Origin of the sequence: Streptomyces sp. NBC_00704, from assembly GCF_036226605.1 — a bacterium.
Classification (GTDB): domain Bacteria; phylum Actinomycetota; class Actinomycetes; order Streptomycetales; family Streptomycetaceae; genus Streptomyces.
In genome coordinates, this window is record NZ_CP109000.1 from 7,088,977 (window position 1) to 7,102,757 (window position 13,781).

Annotated in this window: 13 protein-coding genes; 4 read left to right on the forward strand and 9 right to left on the reverse strand. The window is 73.4% G+C overall.

Annotated elements, in window-relative coordinates:
- The first annotated feature begins 71 nt into the window (after positions 1-71).
- A complete protein-coding gene (locus tag OG802_RS30755) occupies positions 72-1,160 on the forward strand; it encodes an NAD-dependent epimerase/dehydratase family protein (RefSeq protein ID WP_329415772.1) in 1,089 nt (362 codons plus the stop codon).
- A 68-nt stretch (positions 1,161-1,228) separates the two neighbouring features.
- Here the strand turns inward: OG802_RS30755 and OG802_RS30760 are convergent, their stop codons facing one another.
- Entirely contained in the window at positions 1,229-2,323 is a 1,095-nt protein-coding gene (locus OG802_RS30760; protein WP_329415774.1) for an LLM class flavin-dependent oxidoreductase, read from the reverse strand.
- 103 nt (positions 2,324-2,426) lie between these two features.
- On the opposite strand from OG802_RS30760, the gene OG802_RS30765 reads away from it, so the two are divergent.
- The gene (locus OG802_RS30765; protein WP_329415776.1) at positions 2,427-2,918 is read left to right on the forward strand and encodes a phosphatase domain-containing protein; all 492 of its coding nucleotides are present in this window, start codon (positions 2,427-2,429) and stop codon (positions 2,916-2,918) included.
- A gap of 19 nt (positions 2,919-2,937) precedes the next feature.
- Here OG802_RS30765 and OG802_RS30770 read toward each other — a convergent pair whose 3' ends face one another.
- A complete protein-coding gene (locus OG802_RS30770; protein ID WP_329415779.1) occupies positions 2,938-3,153 on the reverse strand; it encodes a dodecin in 216 nt (71 codons plus the stop codon).
- Between the two features lie 241 nt (positions 3,154-3,394).
- Here OG802_RS30770 and OG802_RS30775 point away from each other — a divergent pair, with 241 nt between their 5' ends.
- Entirely contained in the window at positions 3,395-4,657 is a 1,263-nt protein-coding gene (locus tag OG802_RS30775; protein WP_329415782.1) for an extracellular solute-binding protein, read from the forward strand.
- A gap of 75 nt (positions 4,658-4,732) precedes the next feature.
- Here the strand turns inward: OG802_RS30775 and egtD are convergent, their stop codons facing one another.
- From egtD to OG802_RS30805, 6 genes are all read right to left on the reverse strand, one after another.
- A complete protein-coding gene (gene egtD, locus OG802_RS30780) occupies positions 4,733-5,695 on the reverse strand; it encodes an L-histidine N(alpha)-methyltransferase (protein ID WP_329415784.1) in 963 nt (320 codons plus the stop codon).
- Positions 5,692-6,483: an ergothioneine biosynthesis protein EgtC gene (egtC, locus tag OG802_RS30785; protein ID WP_329415787.1), complete on the reverse strand. Its 792-nt coding sequence runs from the start codon at positions 6,481-6,483 to the stop codon at positions 5,692-5,694. Before egtC ends, egtD begins: the two co-directional genes overlap by 4 nt.
- On the reverse strand, positions 6,483-7,853 hold the full coding sequence (gene egtB / locus OG802_RS30790) for an ergothioneine biosynthesis protein EgtB (protein WP_329415795.1): 1,371 nt from the start codon (positions 7,851-7,853) through the stop codon (positions 6,483-6,485). The genes egtC and egtB overlap by 1 nt, the downstream gene beginning before the upstream one ends.
- Positions 7,850-9,151 carry an ergothioneine biosynthesis glutamate--cysteine ligase EgtA gene (gene egtA / locus OG802_RS30795; protein WP_329415796.1) on the reverse strand — a complete coding sequence of 434 codons (1,302 nt, stop codon included), beginning with the start codon at positions 9,149-9,151 and terminating at the stop codon, positions 7,850-7,852. Before egtA ends, egtB begins: the two co-directional genes overlap by 4 nt.
- A gap of 540 nt (positions 9,152-9,691) precedes the next feature.
- Positions 9,692-10,156 (reverse strand): hypothetical protein, encoded by a 465-nt coding sequence (locus tag OG802_RS30800; protein ID WP_329415798.1) that lies wholly within the window; start codon positions 10,154-10,156, stop codon positions 9,692-9,694.
- 185 nt (positions 10,157-10,341) lie between these two features.
- A complete protein-coding gene (locus OG802_RS30805; protein WP_329415800.1) occupies positions 10,342-10,788 on the reverse strand; it encodes a type II toxin-antitoxin system PemK/MazF family toxin in 447 nt (148 codons plus the stop codon).
- Between the two features lie 311 nt (positions 10,789-11,099).
- On the opposite strand from OG802_RS30805, the gene OG802_RS30810 reads away from it, so the two are divergent.
- The gene (locus tag OG802_RS30810) at positions 11,100-12,488 is read left to right on the forward strand and encodes a glycoside hydrolase family 43 protein (protein WP_329415802.1); all 1,389 of its coding nucleotides are present in this window, start codon (positions 11,100-11,102) and stop codon (positions 12,486-12,488) included.
- 72 nt (positions 12,489-12,560) lie between these two features.
- On the opposite strand, the gene OG802_RS30815 is transcribed toward OG802_RS30810, so the two are convergent.
- Positions 12,561-13,700: a PP2C family protein-serine/threonine phosphatase gene (locus OG802_RS30815; protein WP_329415804.1), complete on the reverse strand. Its 1,140-nt coding sequence runs from the start codon at positions 13,698-13,700 to the stop codon at positions 12,561-12,563.
- Positions 13,701-13,781: the final 81 nt, after the last annotated feature.

Genomic DNA, 13,781 nt, shown 5'->3' on the forward strand with positions numbered 1-13,781 from the left:
TACGCGAACAAGGGGGGAGCCGGCCGCACCGGGTGGGATCATGACGCTTCCGAACTCCGAGGGGAGCGCCCGTGAACGCAAGCCCGGCCGGCCGGACGGTCCTCGTGACGGGAGGCAGCGGCTTCGTGGCCGCCCATCTCGTCCGGCGACTCCTGATACGCGGCTACCGCGTGCACACCACCGTCCGCTCCACGGCGAACCCGGCCAAACTCCGTCCGCTGCGCGCCCTCCAGGACGCCCACCCCGGCCGCCTCGGCCTGTACGAGGCCGACCTGCTGGCGGACGGCTCCTTCGACGAGGCGGCGAAGGGCTGCACGGTGGTCTTCCACGTGGCGTCGCCGTTCCTGATGCCGGAGAAGATCAAGGACGGCCGGCGCGACGTCGTGGAACCGGCCCTGCGCGGGACCCGGAACGTGGTGGCCGCCGTGAACCGCACCCCGACGGTCGAGCGCCTCGTCCTCACCTCCACCGTCGGCGCCATCTTCGGCGACTACGCCGACGTCCGCGAGATGGACGGACAGGTCCTGTCCGAGCGGTACTTCAACACCACCAGCACGGTGGGGAACAACCCCTACCACTACGCCAAGACGGTCGCCGAGAAGGCGGCCTGGGAGGCCGAGGCGGCCCAGGACCGCTGGCGCATGGTCGCCGTCAACCCCGGACTGATCCTCGGCCCCTCCCTCACCCCCGCCTCGGACTCGGGCAGCCTGTTCCTGCTCGACGAGCTGTTCAAGGGCTACTTCTTCTACGGCGCACCCGACTTCAGCTTCACCACGGCCGACGTGCGCGACGTCGCGGATGCCCACATCGCGGCGGCGGAACGGCCCGAGGCACACGGCCGCTACATCGTCGCCGCGCCGGAGATGACCTCCTTCCACGACATGGCGGCGATCCTGCGCAGGCACCACCCGCGCGACCGGCGTCTGCCGCGCACCGCCCTTCCGCACTGGCCCGTGCGCCTCCTCGGCCCCGCCTTCGGCCTCTCCCAGACCTACATCCGCAACCACCTGGGCATCCGCTTCCCGGTCGACAACCGCAGGAGCGTCGAGGAACTGGGCCTGGTCTACCGTCCGGTCGAGGAGACCCTCGTCGACCACTACCGGTCCTGGCGCGAGCAGCGCGCTCAGGGCCGCCGGGGAGCCGGCGACCGGGCCAGATAGTGCGCCGACGCGCTCCACGTTCGCCCTGCCACAGCCCATGACCGAACCCGGCGCCCGCCGACCGGAGGTCAGGCGCACGCGCCCGCGCCCCCGTCCATGTCGGTGTCGGTGGGGGGAGTGGGTCCGGCCGCGGAGCCGGCGGTGGCGGTCGGGGCGTCGGAGCGGGCCGCGTCCACGATCGCGGCGAGCCGCCGGTAGGAGTCCACCAGAGCCGCACGGTCGTAGGTGCTGGTCGTGACGAGGACCTCCTGCGCCCCGGTCTCCTTCAGCACCGTCTCCAGCTCGCGGGCGACCTGCTCCTCGGTGCCCGCGAGCTGCCCGGCGAATCCGGACTCGTAGAAGCCGCGTTCCTTCGCGGTCATCGTCCGGGTCGCGGCCTGCTCGGCGGGCGGCAGCGGCGGGAAGACGCCGTGGGTGCGCGAGTACGCCATCGACCAGGCCTCCGGCACCAGCAGCCGGTGCGCCGCCTCGGGCGTGGGCGCCACGGCGATCGTCCCGGAGACGACCACGTACGGTTCCGCCGCCCAAGCCGAGGGCCGGAAGCGGGCCCGGTAGCGGTCGACGCCGCGCCGCATCCGCTCCCGGTCGCGCAGGTCGCCGATGACCATCGGCAGCCCCGCTCGCGCGGCGATGTCCGCTCCCTCGCCCATCGCCAGCACGAACGGCGGCACGCTCAGCCCCCGCGCCGGGTACGCGTGCACCCCGGCGGGGGAGGGGCCCCGGAACCAGCCGAGGAGTTCCTCCAGCTGGGCGGCGAAGTCGTCGGCGTCGCCCTTGTCGTGGCCGAGCGCCCGGCGCACCCCGTCGGTGAAGCCCACCGAGCGGCCGAGGCCCATGTCGACGCGGCCGGGGAACAGCGACTCCAGGACGCCGAACTGCTCGGCCACGACCAGCGGCCGGTGGTTGGGCAGCATCACCCCGCCGGTGCCCACCCGGATCGTGCGCGTCGCCCCGGCCACGGCGGCGGCGAGCACGGTGGGCGCCGAACCCGCCACCCCGGGCACGCCGTGGTGCTCGGAGACCCAGAACCGGTGGTAGCCGAGGCGCTCGGCCTCCCTCGCCAGCGCCACGGTGTCCCGCAGCGCCTCGGCGCCGGCGTGGCCCTCGCGGACGCGCGAGCGGTCGAGGACGGAGAAGCGGGCGGAGGCGATCGCGGAACGCATACCCTGTTCAACGCCCGCGGGCCGGGAGGATTCCTGACCACGGCGCGGGCACGGCCGCGGGCGAACGGCACGGCGGGCGCCGCCGTCTGCTTAGGGTGGGGCCGTGACCGAGAGCAGCGGACGGCCCCTCGCCGTGTTCGACCTGGACAACACCCTGGCCGACACGGCCCACCGGCAGCGGTTCCTGGAGCGCAGGCCGCGCGACTGGGACGCGTTCTTCGCGGCCGCGCCGCAGGACCCGCCGATCCCGGAGGGCGTCGCGCTGGCCCTCGCGAGCGCGCGGGAGTGCGAGGTCGTCTACCTCACCGGCCGGCCCGAGCGCTGCCGCCGGGACACCGTGGAGTGGCTCGCCGCGCAGGGGCTCCCGGACGGGCGCCTGCACATGCGGCGCAACGACGACCGCAGGCCCGCGCGCCGCACCAAGCTGGAGGTCCTGCGCAGGCTCGCCCGCGACCGGGACGTCCAGGTCCTCGTGGACGACGACGAGCTGGTGTGCGACGACGCGGAACGCGCCGGGTTCGCCGTCGTCAGAGCCCGCTGGACCGCCCCGTCGGGCGCGCTGCGGCAGGCCCAGGAGGGCGAGGGCCGCACCTGAGGCCCGGTCCGTCGTCCGGTCAGTCCGACTCGTCGAGACGGAAGCCCACCTTCAGGCCCACCTGCCAGTGCGCGATGTCGCCGTTCTCGAGCTGGCCGCGCACCTGGGTGACCTCGAACCAGTCCAGGTTGCGCAGGGTCCGCGAGGCGCGGGCGAGGCCGTTGCGGACGGCCGCGTCGACGCCGTCGGGCGAGGTGCCGACGATCTCCGTGACCCGGTAGGTGTGGTTCGACATCAGGGTGCTCCTCTCGGCCGGGACGGCGTCACATCGGCGTCGTCACATGTGTCACGCGTCACTCCACCGTGCCCCAAGCTGCGGCGCTGCGCGAGACGTCGGACGCGCGGGCCCGATCCTCGCGGTCCCCTCTTGACCCCTCGCATTGGTCCATACCAAAATCCTGGGCACCCGCACGAGTCCCGCGCTCGTCCCCCACGCCGGGCCCCTCGCCCTGTCCGTCAGACAGAACAGGACCCCCGTGAGACGTCGTCGCCTGCTCGCCCTGCTGTGCGTGTCCGCCTTCCTGCTGACCGGCTGCGGGGCGCTGCCCGGGACCGGGGGCGCCGAACGCAGCACGGTCACCGTGTGGCTGATGAAGGACAGCGCCTCACCGGAGTTCCTGGACCGGTTCACCGAGGACTTCGAGCACGACCATCCGGATCTCGAACTCCGGATCCGCATCCAGGAATGGACCGGCATCGGCGACAAGGTGCAGGCCGCGCTGAAGGCGGACGACGCCGGTTCGCCGGACGTCATCGAGGTCGGCAACACCCAGGTCCCGCAGTACGTCGAGGGACGCGGACTGCTCGATCTGACCCTGGAGTCCGCCACCAGGTGGGGGCGCGACGACTGGCTGCCCGGCCTCGCCGAGCCGGGCCGTGAGCGCTTCCACCAGTACGGCATCCCCTGGTACGCGGCCAACCGGGTGGTGATCTACCGCACGGACCTCTTCGAACGGGCCGGCGTCACCGCCCCGCCCCGCACCCGCGCCGAGTGGCTCGCCGCCACCGAGAAGCTGAACACGGGCGGCGACCAGGGCATCTACCTGGCCGGGCAGGACTGGTACACGCTGGCCGGGTTCGTCTGGGACGAGGGCGGCGACCTCGCCACGGAGACCGGCGGCCGCTGGGAGGGCGCCCTCGACACACCCGCCGCCCTGCGAGGGATGGACTTCTACCGTCGGCTCCAGTCGCTCGGCCGCGGGCCCGTCGGGGCCGACGAGGAACACCCGCCCCAGGCAGGGGTGTTCGCGCGCGGCAAGGTCGCGCAGAACGTCGCCGTGCCGGGACTCGCCCGCACCGTGCTGGAGCAGAACCCCGCCCTGCGCGACCGGTTGGGCTTCTTCCCCGTTCCGGGCAGGACCGCGGGACGGCCCGGCGCCGTCTTCACCGGCGGCTCCGACCTCGTCGTCCCCCGCAACACCGACGTGCGCGAGGGCGCCGTCGCGGTGGTCTCCGCGCTGACCGGCGCCCGGTGGGACACCGAGCTGGCCCGCACGATGAACTACGTGCCGAACAAGGCGAGACTGGCGAAGGCCGTGGCCGGCGAGGAGGGGGTCGCGGCCATGGCGGCGGGGGCCGCCCAGGGGCGCGCGACCCCCAGCACACCCGAATGGGCGGCCGTCGAGGCGGACAACCCGATCAAGGGCTACATGACGAAGGTCCTCACCGGCTCAGACCCGGCCGCCGAGGCCCGCCGCGCCTCGCACCGCATCTCCGAGGCGCTGACGGTCACCTACTGACGGCAGCACGGCAGCACGGCAGCACGGCACGCGGTGCGCGGGTGCGCGCACCGCTACCGCACGGTCATCGCACGGTCATCGCACGGTGGACGACGACAGGGCGAAACGTCCCGCACGATCGGTCCACCAGTGCGTCAACTCCAGCCCCGCCGCGTCCAGTTCGGCGCGTACTCCCTCCTCCCGGAACTTCGCCGACACCTCGGTGCGCAGTTCCTCGCCGGCCGCGAAGTCGACGGCCAGATCGAGTGCGGGCACCTTCACGGTCTGCGCCGTGCGCGAGCGCAGCCGCATCTCGATCCATTCGTCGTGCGGATTCCACAGCGCGACGTGGTCGAAGGCCCCGGCGTCGAAGTCGGCCCCCAGTTCGCGGTTGACCACGGCCAGGACGTTCTTGTTGAACGCGGCGGTCACCCCGGCCGAGTCGTCGTACGCGGGGACCAGGATCCGCTCGTCCTTGACGAGGTCCGTGCCGAGCAGCAGCGTGTCGCCCGGCGCGAGCATCGCGCGCACCGAGGCCAGGAACACCGCCCGCTCGGCGGGCAGCAGGTTGCCGATCGTGCCGCCGAGGAAGGCGAGCAGCCGGGGCCCCGGGGTGCCGGGCAGCGTCAGGCCCGCCGTGAAGTCGGCGATCAGCGCGTGCACGTTCAGTCCGGGCCGTTCGGCGATCAGCGCCCGTCCGGCCTGGCTGAGCGCGCTCTCGCTGACGTCGACGGGCACATAGGTGTCCAGGCCGGTGAGGGCGTCGAGGAGATGGCGGGTCTTCTCCGAGGAGCCCGAGCCGAGTTCGACGAGCGTGCGGGCGCGGGCCGCCGCGGCGATCTCGCCGGAGCGGTCCACGAGGATCTCGCGCTCGGCCCGCGTCGGGTAGTACTCGGGCAGTTCGGTGATCCGCTCGAACAGTTCGCTGCCGTGCGCGTCGTAGAACCACTTGGGCGGCAGCGTCTTGGGGGTGGCGGTGAGGCCGCGCAGGACGTCGTCGCGCAGGGCGGCGTCCGTGGCGTCCACGGGGAGGGTGCGGGTGATCTGGAACGGGCTCACGTGCCGGTCTCCTCGAGTGGTGCGGATGCCGCGTCCGGGCTCTGGTCCTTGAGCGGGGTGAGCAGGACGTCGGCGCGGCTCGCCACGAGCAGGGTGCGGTCCGGGACCTCCTGCCAGCGCGGATCGTCGTCGTACGGTTCGGAGGCCACGACCGTGCGCGGGCCGGGCCCCGTCAGGTACCACAGGGTGTCGCCCCAGGCGGTGGCGGCGATGGTGGCGCCGTCGGTGAGCAGCAGGTTCAGGCGTGATCCGGGGGCCGCCTCGGCGACCTCCAGGACCGTGTCCGCCAGCGCCTGCCCCTCGGTGTCGCCGCCGCGCAGCCGGGCCAGCACCAGCGCCCACACGAACGCCGAGTCGTTGCGGGCCTCCATCGACAGCAGCGCCGAGGCGGGCAGCGTCCCGGCGAGCGGCTCCAGCGAGCCCGGCCAGCCGGCCACCGCCCCGTTGTGGCTGAACAGCCGGCCGTCGGCAGCGTAGGGCGCGGCGGCGGCCTCGGCGTCGGCGCCGGCCAGGGTGGCGTCGCGTACGGCGGCCAGCAGCGCCCGGCTGCGCACCACGCGCGCCAGGTCGGCGAAGGACAGGTCCGCCCAGATGGGCCCGGCCCTGCGGTAGCGCGCCGGCTCCGGGTCGCCGTCGGCGTACCAGCCCACCCCGAAGCCGTCGGCGTTGACCGTTCCGTACCGTTGCCGCCGGGGCGCCCACGACTGGCGGTACAGGGCGTGTGTGGGCTCCGTCAGGAGTCGTCCCAGCGGCTCCTCGGGCCCCAGGTAGGCCAGGTGGCGGCACATCAGACGGCCTCCGAGCGGGCGGTGCGGAACCCGGAGAAGATCTGCCGGCGGATCGGGTAGTCCCAGTTGCGGAAGGTGCCCCGGCAGGCCACCTGGTCGACGGCGAAGGAACCGCCGCGCAGCACCTTGTACTCGGGCCCGAAGAACACCTCCGAGTACTCCTTGTACGGGAACGCCCGGAAGCCCGGGTAGGGCAGGAAGTCGCTGGACGTCCACTCCCAGACGTCCCCGATCAGCTGCCGTACGCCGAGCGGCGACTCGCCGGCCGGGTAGCTGCCCGCGGGCGCCGGCCGCAGGTGGCGCTGTCCGAGGTTGGCGTGCTCGGGCCCGGGATCGGCGTCGCCCCACGGGTAGCGCGTGGAGCCGCCGGTCGCGGGGTCGAAGCGGGCCGCCTTCTCCCACTCGGCCTCGGTGGGCAGCCGCCGTCCGGCCCAGCGGGCGTAGGCGTCGGCCTCGTACCAGCACACGTGCAGCACCGGCTCCTCGGGCGGCACGGCCTCGGTGGTCCCGAAGCGGCGGCGCAGCCACTGTCCGCCGTCGCGCCGCCAGAACAGCGGGGCGTGGATGCCGTGGCCGCGGATGTGCGCCCAGCCCTCCTTCGTCCACCAGCGTTCCTGCTCGTAGCCGCCGTCCTCGATGAACGCCTGGTAGGCGCCGTTGGTGACCGGGGCGGTGTCGATGCGGAACGGCGCGACCTCGCGGCGGTGGGCGGGCCGTTCGTTGTCCAGCGCCCAGGGCTCGTCCGAGGCGCCCATGGTGAACGGGCCGCCCGGCACGAGGACTTCGGCCGGGCCGGTGGACAGCGGGGCGGGGTCCGGGTCGGGGGCGGTCAGCGCCGGCGGTCCCGTGCGGAGCTGATGGGTGATCAGCATGGTCTCGTCGTGCTGCTGTTCGTGCTGCGCGATCATCCCGAAGGCGAAGCCGGCCTCCGTCAGGCGGGTGCCGTGGAAGTCGGCCGACTCCAGGATGTCCAGCACCCGGCCGCGTACCTCCGCCGCGTAGGCGCGGGCCTCGGCGGGCGGCAGCAGGGGCAGGGTGGGCCGTTCGGCGCGGGAGTGCTCGAAGGCGTCGTAGAGGCCGTCGATCTCGGGGCGCATCGGCTCGCGGCCGGCCACCGCGCGCAGCAGCCACAGTTCCTCCTGGTTGCCGATGTGGGCGAGGTCCCACACCAGCGGCGACATCAGGGGGGAGTGCTGGGCGGTGAGGTCGGGCTCCTCGACGCAGTCCGTCAGCAGCGTGGTGCGTTCGCGGGCGGTGGTGAGCGAGGCGAGCACCCGGGTGCGGAGGGTCTCCGCGTCCGGGGCGGCCCCGGCGCCGGGCGCGGCCTCGCCGCCCGGTGCGGGCTCGGTGTCCAGGGCGGGCTCGGTCATGGGCGGGGGTCCTTCCCGTGCGCGCGGGCGTCGGCGCCGCGCAGGCGGTCGAGCTGGTCGTCGGCCGGGGTGCGGCCCGGCCGGACGTAGCGGTCGAGGTAGTCGGCGACGGCCGCCACGATGTCGTCGTCGGCGCCGATGCGCGGCAGCGCCCGCAGCGCGGTGGCGAAGCAGACGACGGCGGTCTCGTGCAGCTCGGGGTCGGCCAGCCCGTGGCGGGCGGCGGCGGTCCACAGCGGGTTGTGCGGGGCGGGCAGCGGCCGGGCCCGCTCGGCGAGCGGCTTCACCGCGCGGTAGGCGATCTCGGCGGCCTCCGGGTCCTCGAACAGCGCCGTCGTCACCGCCAGGGGGACGATCCAGCCGTCCTCGCCGGGCTGGGCGTCGATCATGCGCAGTTCCAGGTGGCCACGGGGTCTGACCGGCGGGAACAGGGTGCTGATGTGGTAGTCGAGATCCTCGCGGGTGGGGGCGCCCGTGCGGGTCCACTCCCGGAAGGTGAGGCGTTCGGGCACGTCCCAGGGGGCGTCCTCGCGCCGTACGCACATCACGGGCGAGTCCAGCACGTGCCGGGCCCACGAGGTGCGCGGGTCCGCGTCCAGGACGGGACCGCCCGCGCGGCCGGCGCCGATCTCCATCCACAGCAGCTGTCGGGTGGAGCGCCAGCCGGTGGGCGCGCCGCCGAGCAGCGGGGAGTTGGCGAAGGCCGCCACCAGCACCGCGCCCAGCGTGTGGGACAGCCACCAGCGCCGCCCGAGTCCGAGCGGACCGGGTTCCTCGTGGCCGGCGTCGAGGCAGACCTGCACGGAGGCCGAGGCGCACATCATGGCGCGACCGGCCGGACCGGTGCGGTCGAGGCAGGTCTCCATGGCGTCGTAGCGGGGTTCGCGCAGGAAGCGGCGCGGTGTCCGCCAGGGATCCGTGCCGCTGCCGGCGAGGACGAGACCGTGCTCGTCCAGGACCGCGCGGACGGCGGCTAGGTCGGCGGAGACGGTGCGCACGCACTCCGTCAGGGAGGCGGCCGGCAGCGAGCTCAGCTCCAGCTGGCCGCCGGGTTCGACGGTGAGCGGTGAGCTCAGCGGCACGGTGCGCAGTGCGGCGTATGCGGCGTCGAGCCGTTCGGGTGAGACGGGGAGCCGCGGCGAGCGCAGCTCGTGGACGAGCCATTCCAGTTCCACCCCGACGGCGCGGGGCGGGCCGGTCTTGAAGCAGATGCCCTTGACCAGCGCCTCCACCTCGGCTTCGGTGAGGGCGGTGCCGGGCTGTGCGGCGTCGGTACAGTCGCCGACCGAGTCGGACATGTCGGGATCCTCCTGAGATTCCACCATGCCACCGGTCCGGCCCCGGTGCGGGCCGGACCGGTATGGCTCGTTCCACCCAAGACCCTCGATCCGATCCGCACAAGGGTGCAGAACGTGACTTTCCGGACCACAGATCTCGAACGGGCTGTCGTTTCCTCGACGGTTCCCTTGCGGTTCGCCGACCGTTCCCCGACCGCTCGCGGCCGGTTCCGACCTGCTTCCCGCACGTCCCCGTCGTATGCCCCGGGACTTCCCGACACCGGGAAATCCCGTTGCACGCGATGTCCAGGATCGCTCACGATGCGTGCGTGAGCACGACGGGGGAGACGGGCGCGGCGCGAGCGTGCGCGCGCGGCACGCTCATGGCGTCCACGGGGGTGGCGCCATGGGCGCACGGCCGTGCGGGGGCGCGAGGGGGCGCACCGGAGACGCAGGAGGTCGTCCCGGCAGGCCGCTGCCGCGCCTGCGGCGTGCGCGAGGCGGCTCTGACCGCGGGCTGGAGGCGGCTCCGGCCGCGGCGATCGGGTCGGGCGTCGCGTGCTAGTCGATCGGCACGCAGATCGGCACCGGCAGCCGGGGCGTCCACTGCTGGGTGGTCCAGTCGTAGGCGCGGGCGTAGCCGTTGGCGGTGCCCGGCGCGCACGGGGAGGCGACCGTGGTCTCGACGTACACGGCTCCGCCCGGCGTGATGGGATGCGTCCGGGCGTACACGTTCCTGGCCCAGAAGACCTTGCCGTTGTTGAACTTGACGGCGACGTAGACGCGGCCGCCCACGGTGAAGTTCCCCCCACCGATCTGCAAATGGTGGTTGAACGTGTAGCTGAAGAGGAACGGCTGCTGCGGGGCCCGGGTGGGGGCTGCGGGTGCGGCCCGCGGTGCGAGCGGCGCGGCGGGTGCGGCCGCGGCGAGGGGTGCGACCCCGATCGTCGCGGCGACCGCGGCGGCGACCGCGGTCAGGCCGGCGCGTCGCAGGGCGGGGCGGGGGGAACGGCGGAGCGTGCGCATGACTGCTCCAAGCGGGGGTGCGACAGGGGGATGCGCAGGACCCGGGTGCGCGCGGCTGCCCCTCCAGGGGGCGGACTTTCCTGCTCCGTCTCCACCCTAGGCCCGCTGTCGGGCCCCCTCAACTCGCGGGCCGGCAGGGGTCCGGCGGGCCCGGACCGCCCCCGCACGGCTCGGCCGACGGATCCTCAGGTCCAGCCGTACCGCTCGTGCAGCCGCTGCCGCACCAGGTTGAACCGCATCCGGTCCAGCGCGCAGGCCTCGCGGCGCATGCCGTCCTCGTGCAGTCGCAGGACCCGGTCGACGTCCACCCAGGAGTCCCGGCCGGTCCGGTCCCACGGACCGCTGCCGATCGCCACCCACTCGCGGTCGCCGTCGTGGCGCTTGCTGGAGAGCTGCACGGCGAGGAAGGTCCCGGCCGCCTCGCGGGCCACGACGAGTACCGGGCGGTCCTTGCCCCGGCCGTCGTTCTCCTCATAGGGCACCCAGGTCCAGACGATCTCGCCGGGATCCGGGTCGCCGTCGTGCGCGGGGGAGTACTCGGTGCGCACCCGGCCGACCTCGCGCGGGTCGGCCTCGAGGGTGGCGGTGGGGCCGGAGCGGCCCGGAACGTCTGCATCGGTAAACGCGGTCACGGAAGGCACCCTAAGGGCTGCCCCCGAGGCCCGCGCCACCGGTGTCGTCGACGCTCCGTCACCCGCGGTGCGGCCGGGCGCCGTCTCCGTGCGACTCTCCTCGGCCGGCGGCTTTCGCGACGGCCCGCGGGTCCCGCCCGCACGCCACCGGCAGGCCGGCGTCGACGTCCGGCGGTCGTCACAGGCGGCACACAGGCATCATCTCTTTCCTGCGCAAAGGATTGACGGACCCCCGCGACCCCCCTACTTTCTGATCGACTTTCCGAACTTTGTTCGGGATTTCGGACCTTGAGCCGTAGGAGAGCCGCACCATGACGACACGTCCCCCCACCCCGTCCCGTCGTTCCCTGCTGCGCGCGATGGCGGCCCTGCCCGTCGCCGCACTGGTGCTCGGCGAGGCTCCCGGACTGCTCGGCACGGCCCTGGCCGCCGCGCCCGCCGCCGGATCCGCCACCCGCTACACCATCGTCCCGTTCCTCAACAGCGACGACGGCACGGTGAACGTCTACCAGTCCGACGACGCGACGGACTTCCGGCTGGTGCGGTCCTCCGCCTACACCCCGCCCGCCAACCGCATCCGGGACGCGAGCGTCTTCAAGCACACCGACGGCTACTACTACCTCACCTACACCACCCACACCTGGCAGGACCCCAGCACCACCATCGGCTTCGCCCGCAGCTCCGACCGGGCCAACTGGACGTTCCTGTACGACTACACGGTCCCGATCGCCAACCTGTCCCGCGCCTGGGCCCCGGAGTGGTTCGTCGACAGCGACGGCAGCGTCAACGTCATCGTGTCCTGCTCGGTCGCCAACGACGAGTGGATCTTCACCCCGTACCTGCTCAGGGCCGCCAACTCCGCGCTCACCGCCTGGACTTCACCGGTCGCCCTGTCCGGCATCGGACCGAACCACATCGACACCTACATCGTGAAGACCGGCTCGACCTACCACGCGTTCACCAAGAACGAGACGGCCAAGTACATCGAGTACGGCACGGCGTCCAAGCTCACCGGCCCCTACACCATCACCAGGACCGGGGACTGGGCCGGCTGGGGCAGCTACCGCGAGGGCCCCTCCGTCATCCAGCTCGACAACGGCGCCTGGCGGATCTTCTTCGACGGCTACGGCGACGGCAAGTACTACTACAGCGACAGCTACGACGCCTTCGCCACCTGGAGCGCGCCCAAGGCGCTGCCCGGCATCTCCGGCACGGCACGCCACTTCACCGTCATCAAGGAGACCGTGACCGGCGGCCCGGCCCTGACCAGGAACGCCACCCGCTCGCTGCGCTCCGCCAACTACACCACTCGCTACTGGCAGGAGCAGTCCGCCCTGCTCAACCTGCCCGTGGTGACCGCGTCCAGCACCGCCGCCGAGAAGCAGGCGGCCACTTTCACGGTGGTCGCCGGCCTCGCCGACGCCAACGCCTACTCCTTCCGCGACGCGGCCGGCCACTACCTGCGCCACTACTCCTTCCGCGGCCGCTTCGACGCCAACGACGGCACGTCCACCTTCGCCCGTGACGCCACCTTCATCGCCCGGACCGGCCCGACGAGCGGTTCGGTCCGCTTCGAGTCGTACAACTACCCCGGCTACTACCTGCGCCACTACGACTACCAGCTGCGCGTCGAACCGTCCGACGGCACCGACCTGTTCCGTCAGGACAGCGCGTTCGTGCCGGCGACCCCCTGGGCCTGACCGCGCGCCCGCCCGACCGACGGCCCCTGGGCACGGCCGCGCCCACCGCGGTGCGGCCGTGCCCAGGGCCGGTCAGCGGCTCGGGGACCTGCGGACGGTGAGCACGGCGACGTCGTCGTGGCGGCGGCCGTCGCCGGTGAACGCCCGGGAGTCCTCGTGCAGCGCCTTCGGCAGCTCGGTGGGCGACAGGTCCAGGTACTTCGCCAGGCGCTCGTCGAGCGGGTAGAACGTGCCGTGACCGTCGCGGGTCTCGGTGAGGCCGTCGGTGGTCAGCACCAGCGTCGATCCGGCCGGGAAGGTGAACCAGTCCACGGTCGTCGGCTCGACGGCCAGGTCGGCGAGCCCCAGCGGGACGCCGGTGTCCACGACCGGCGTGGCCACGACGCCCTCGTGCAGCAACCGGGGCGGCACATGCCCGCAGTTGACGACCTGCGCCTCCGCGTGCGCGTCGATCCCGACCACGAGAGCGGTGACGAACCGGTCGTCGTCACCGGTCTGCTCGGCATAGGAGTTGTGCCGGACGACCGCCCCGTCGAGCGCGTCGACGAGCGCGGTGAGCGTGGGCTCGCGGTGGGCCGCCTCCCGGAACGCGCCGATCACGGCGAACGCCGCGCCCACGGCGGCCAGCCCCTTGCCCTGCACGTCCCCGATCAGCACCCGGGTGCCCCACGGCGACGCGACGACGTCGTAGATGTCGCCGCCGACCAGCCGGTCCTCCTGCACGGGCTCGTAGACGCCGTTGACCAGGACGTCGTCGGTGAGCAGCGGCAGCGGATGCAGGATGTGCCGCTGCATGGCGGCGGCGGTGGAGCGCAGCCGCAGCATCTCGTGCTCGCGTCCGATGCGCCGGTGGCAGGCGTAGACGGAGGCGGCCCCCAGAGCCAGGGTGAGCAGCACCAGCAGCGCCCGGTCGAGCCAGCGGTCCCCGTCGACGGCCCGCACCACCACGGTGAAGGTGACGAACAGCGTGGTCCAGGCGGCCACGAACTTCGTCTGCTGGACGGTGCACAGCGCCGACGCCGTCCCGGGCAGGAAGACCAGGAGCCCGAGGAGCCACACCTCGGACCCGGACAGCACGCCCAGGACCTCCACCAGGACCGTCACCGACAGCACGCCGACGACCGTCTCGACGTTGCCCGGCGGCTCGATGGCGTCCAGGGCGTCGAGGGTGTCCAGAGCGTCGGCGGGTCTCTTCCGGCGGATACCGGTCATGGGGGCTCCCGGGCAGGCGGTGATCCTCTCTGTACCTTAGACAGGCCGCGGGCCCGGCGTGGCAGCGAGCGGTGAGCAATG

What these genes read in the sequence shown, in the direction of transcription:
- egtC (WP_329415787.1), bottom strand. Translation starts at nt 6,483, where the DNA reads ATGTGCCGCCACCTGGCCTACCTGGGGCCCGAGGAGCCGCTGGGACGA.
- OG802_RS30770 (WP_329415779.1), bottom strand. Translation starts at nt 3,153, where the DNA reads ATGTCGAACCACACCTACCGGGTCACGGAGATCGTCGGCACCTCGCCC.
- egtB (WP_329415795.1), bottom strand. Translation starts at nt 7,853, where the DNA reads ATGACCGAGCCCGCCCTGGACACCGAGCCCGCACCGGGCGGCGAGGCC.
- OG802_RS30810 (WP_329415802.1), top strand. Translation starts at nt 11,100, where the DNA reads ATGACGACACGTCCCCCCACCCCGTCCCGTCGTTCCCTGCTGCGCGCG.
- OG802_RS30800 (WP_329415798.1), bottom strand. Translation starts at nt 10,156, where the DNA reads ATGCGCACGCTCCGCCGTTCCCCCCGCCCCGCCCTGCGACGCGCCGGC.
- egtA (WP_329415796.1), bottom strand. Translation starts at nt 9,151, where the DNA reads ATGTCCGACTCGGTCGGCGACTGTACCGACGCCGCACAGCCCGGCACC.
- OG802_RS30815 (WP_329415804.1), bottom strand. Translation starts at nt 13,700, where the DNA reads ATGACCGGTATCCGCCGGAAGAGACCCGCCGACGCTCTGGACACCCTC.
- OG802_RS30760 (WP_329415774.1), bottom strand. Translation starts at nt 2,323, where the DNA reads ATGCGTTCCGCGATCGCCTCCGCCCGCTTCTCCGTCCTCGACCGCTCG.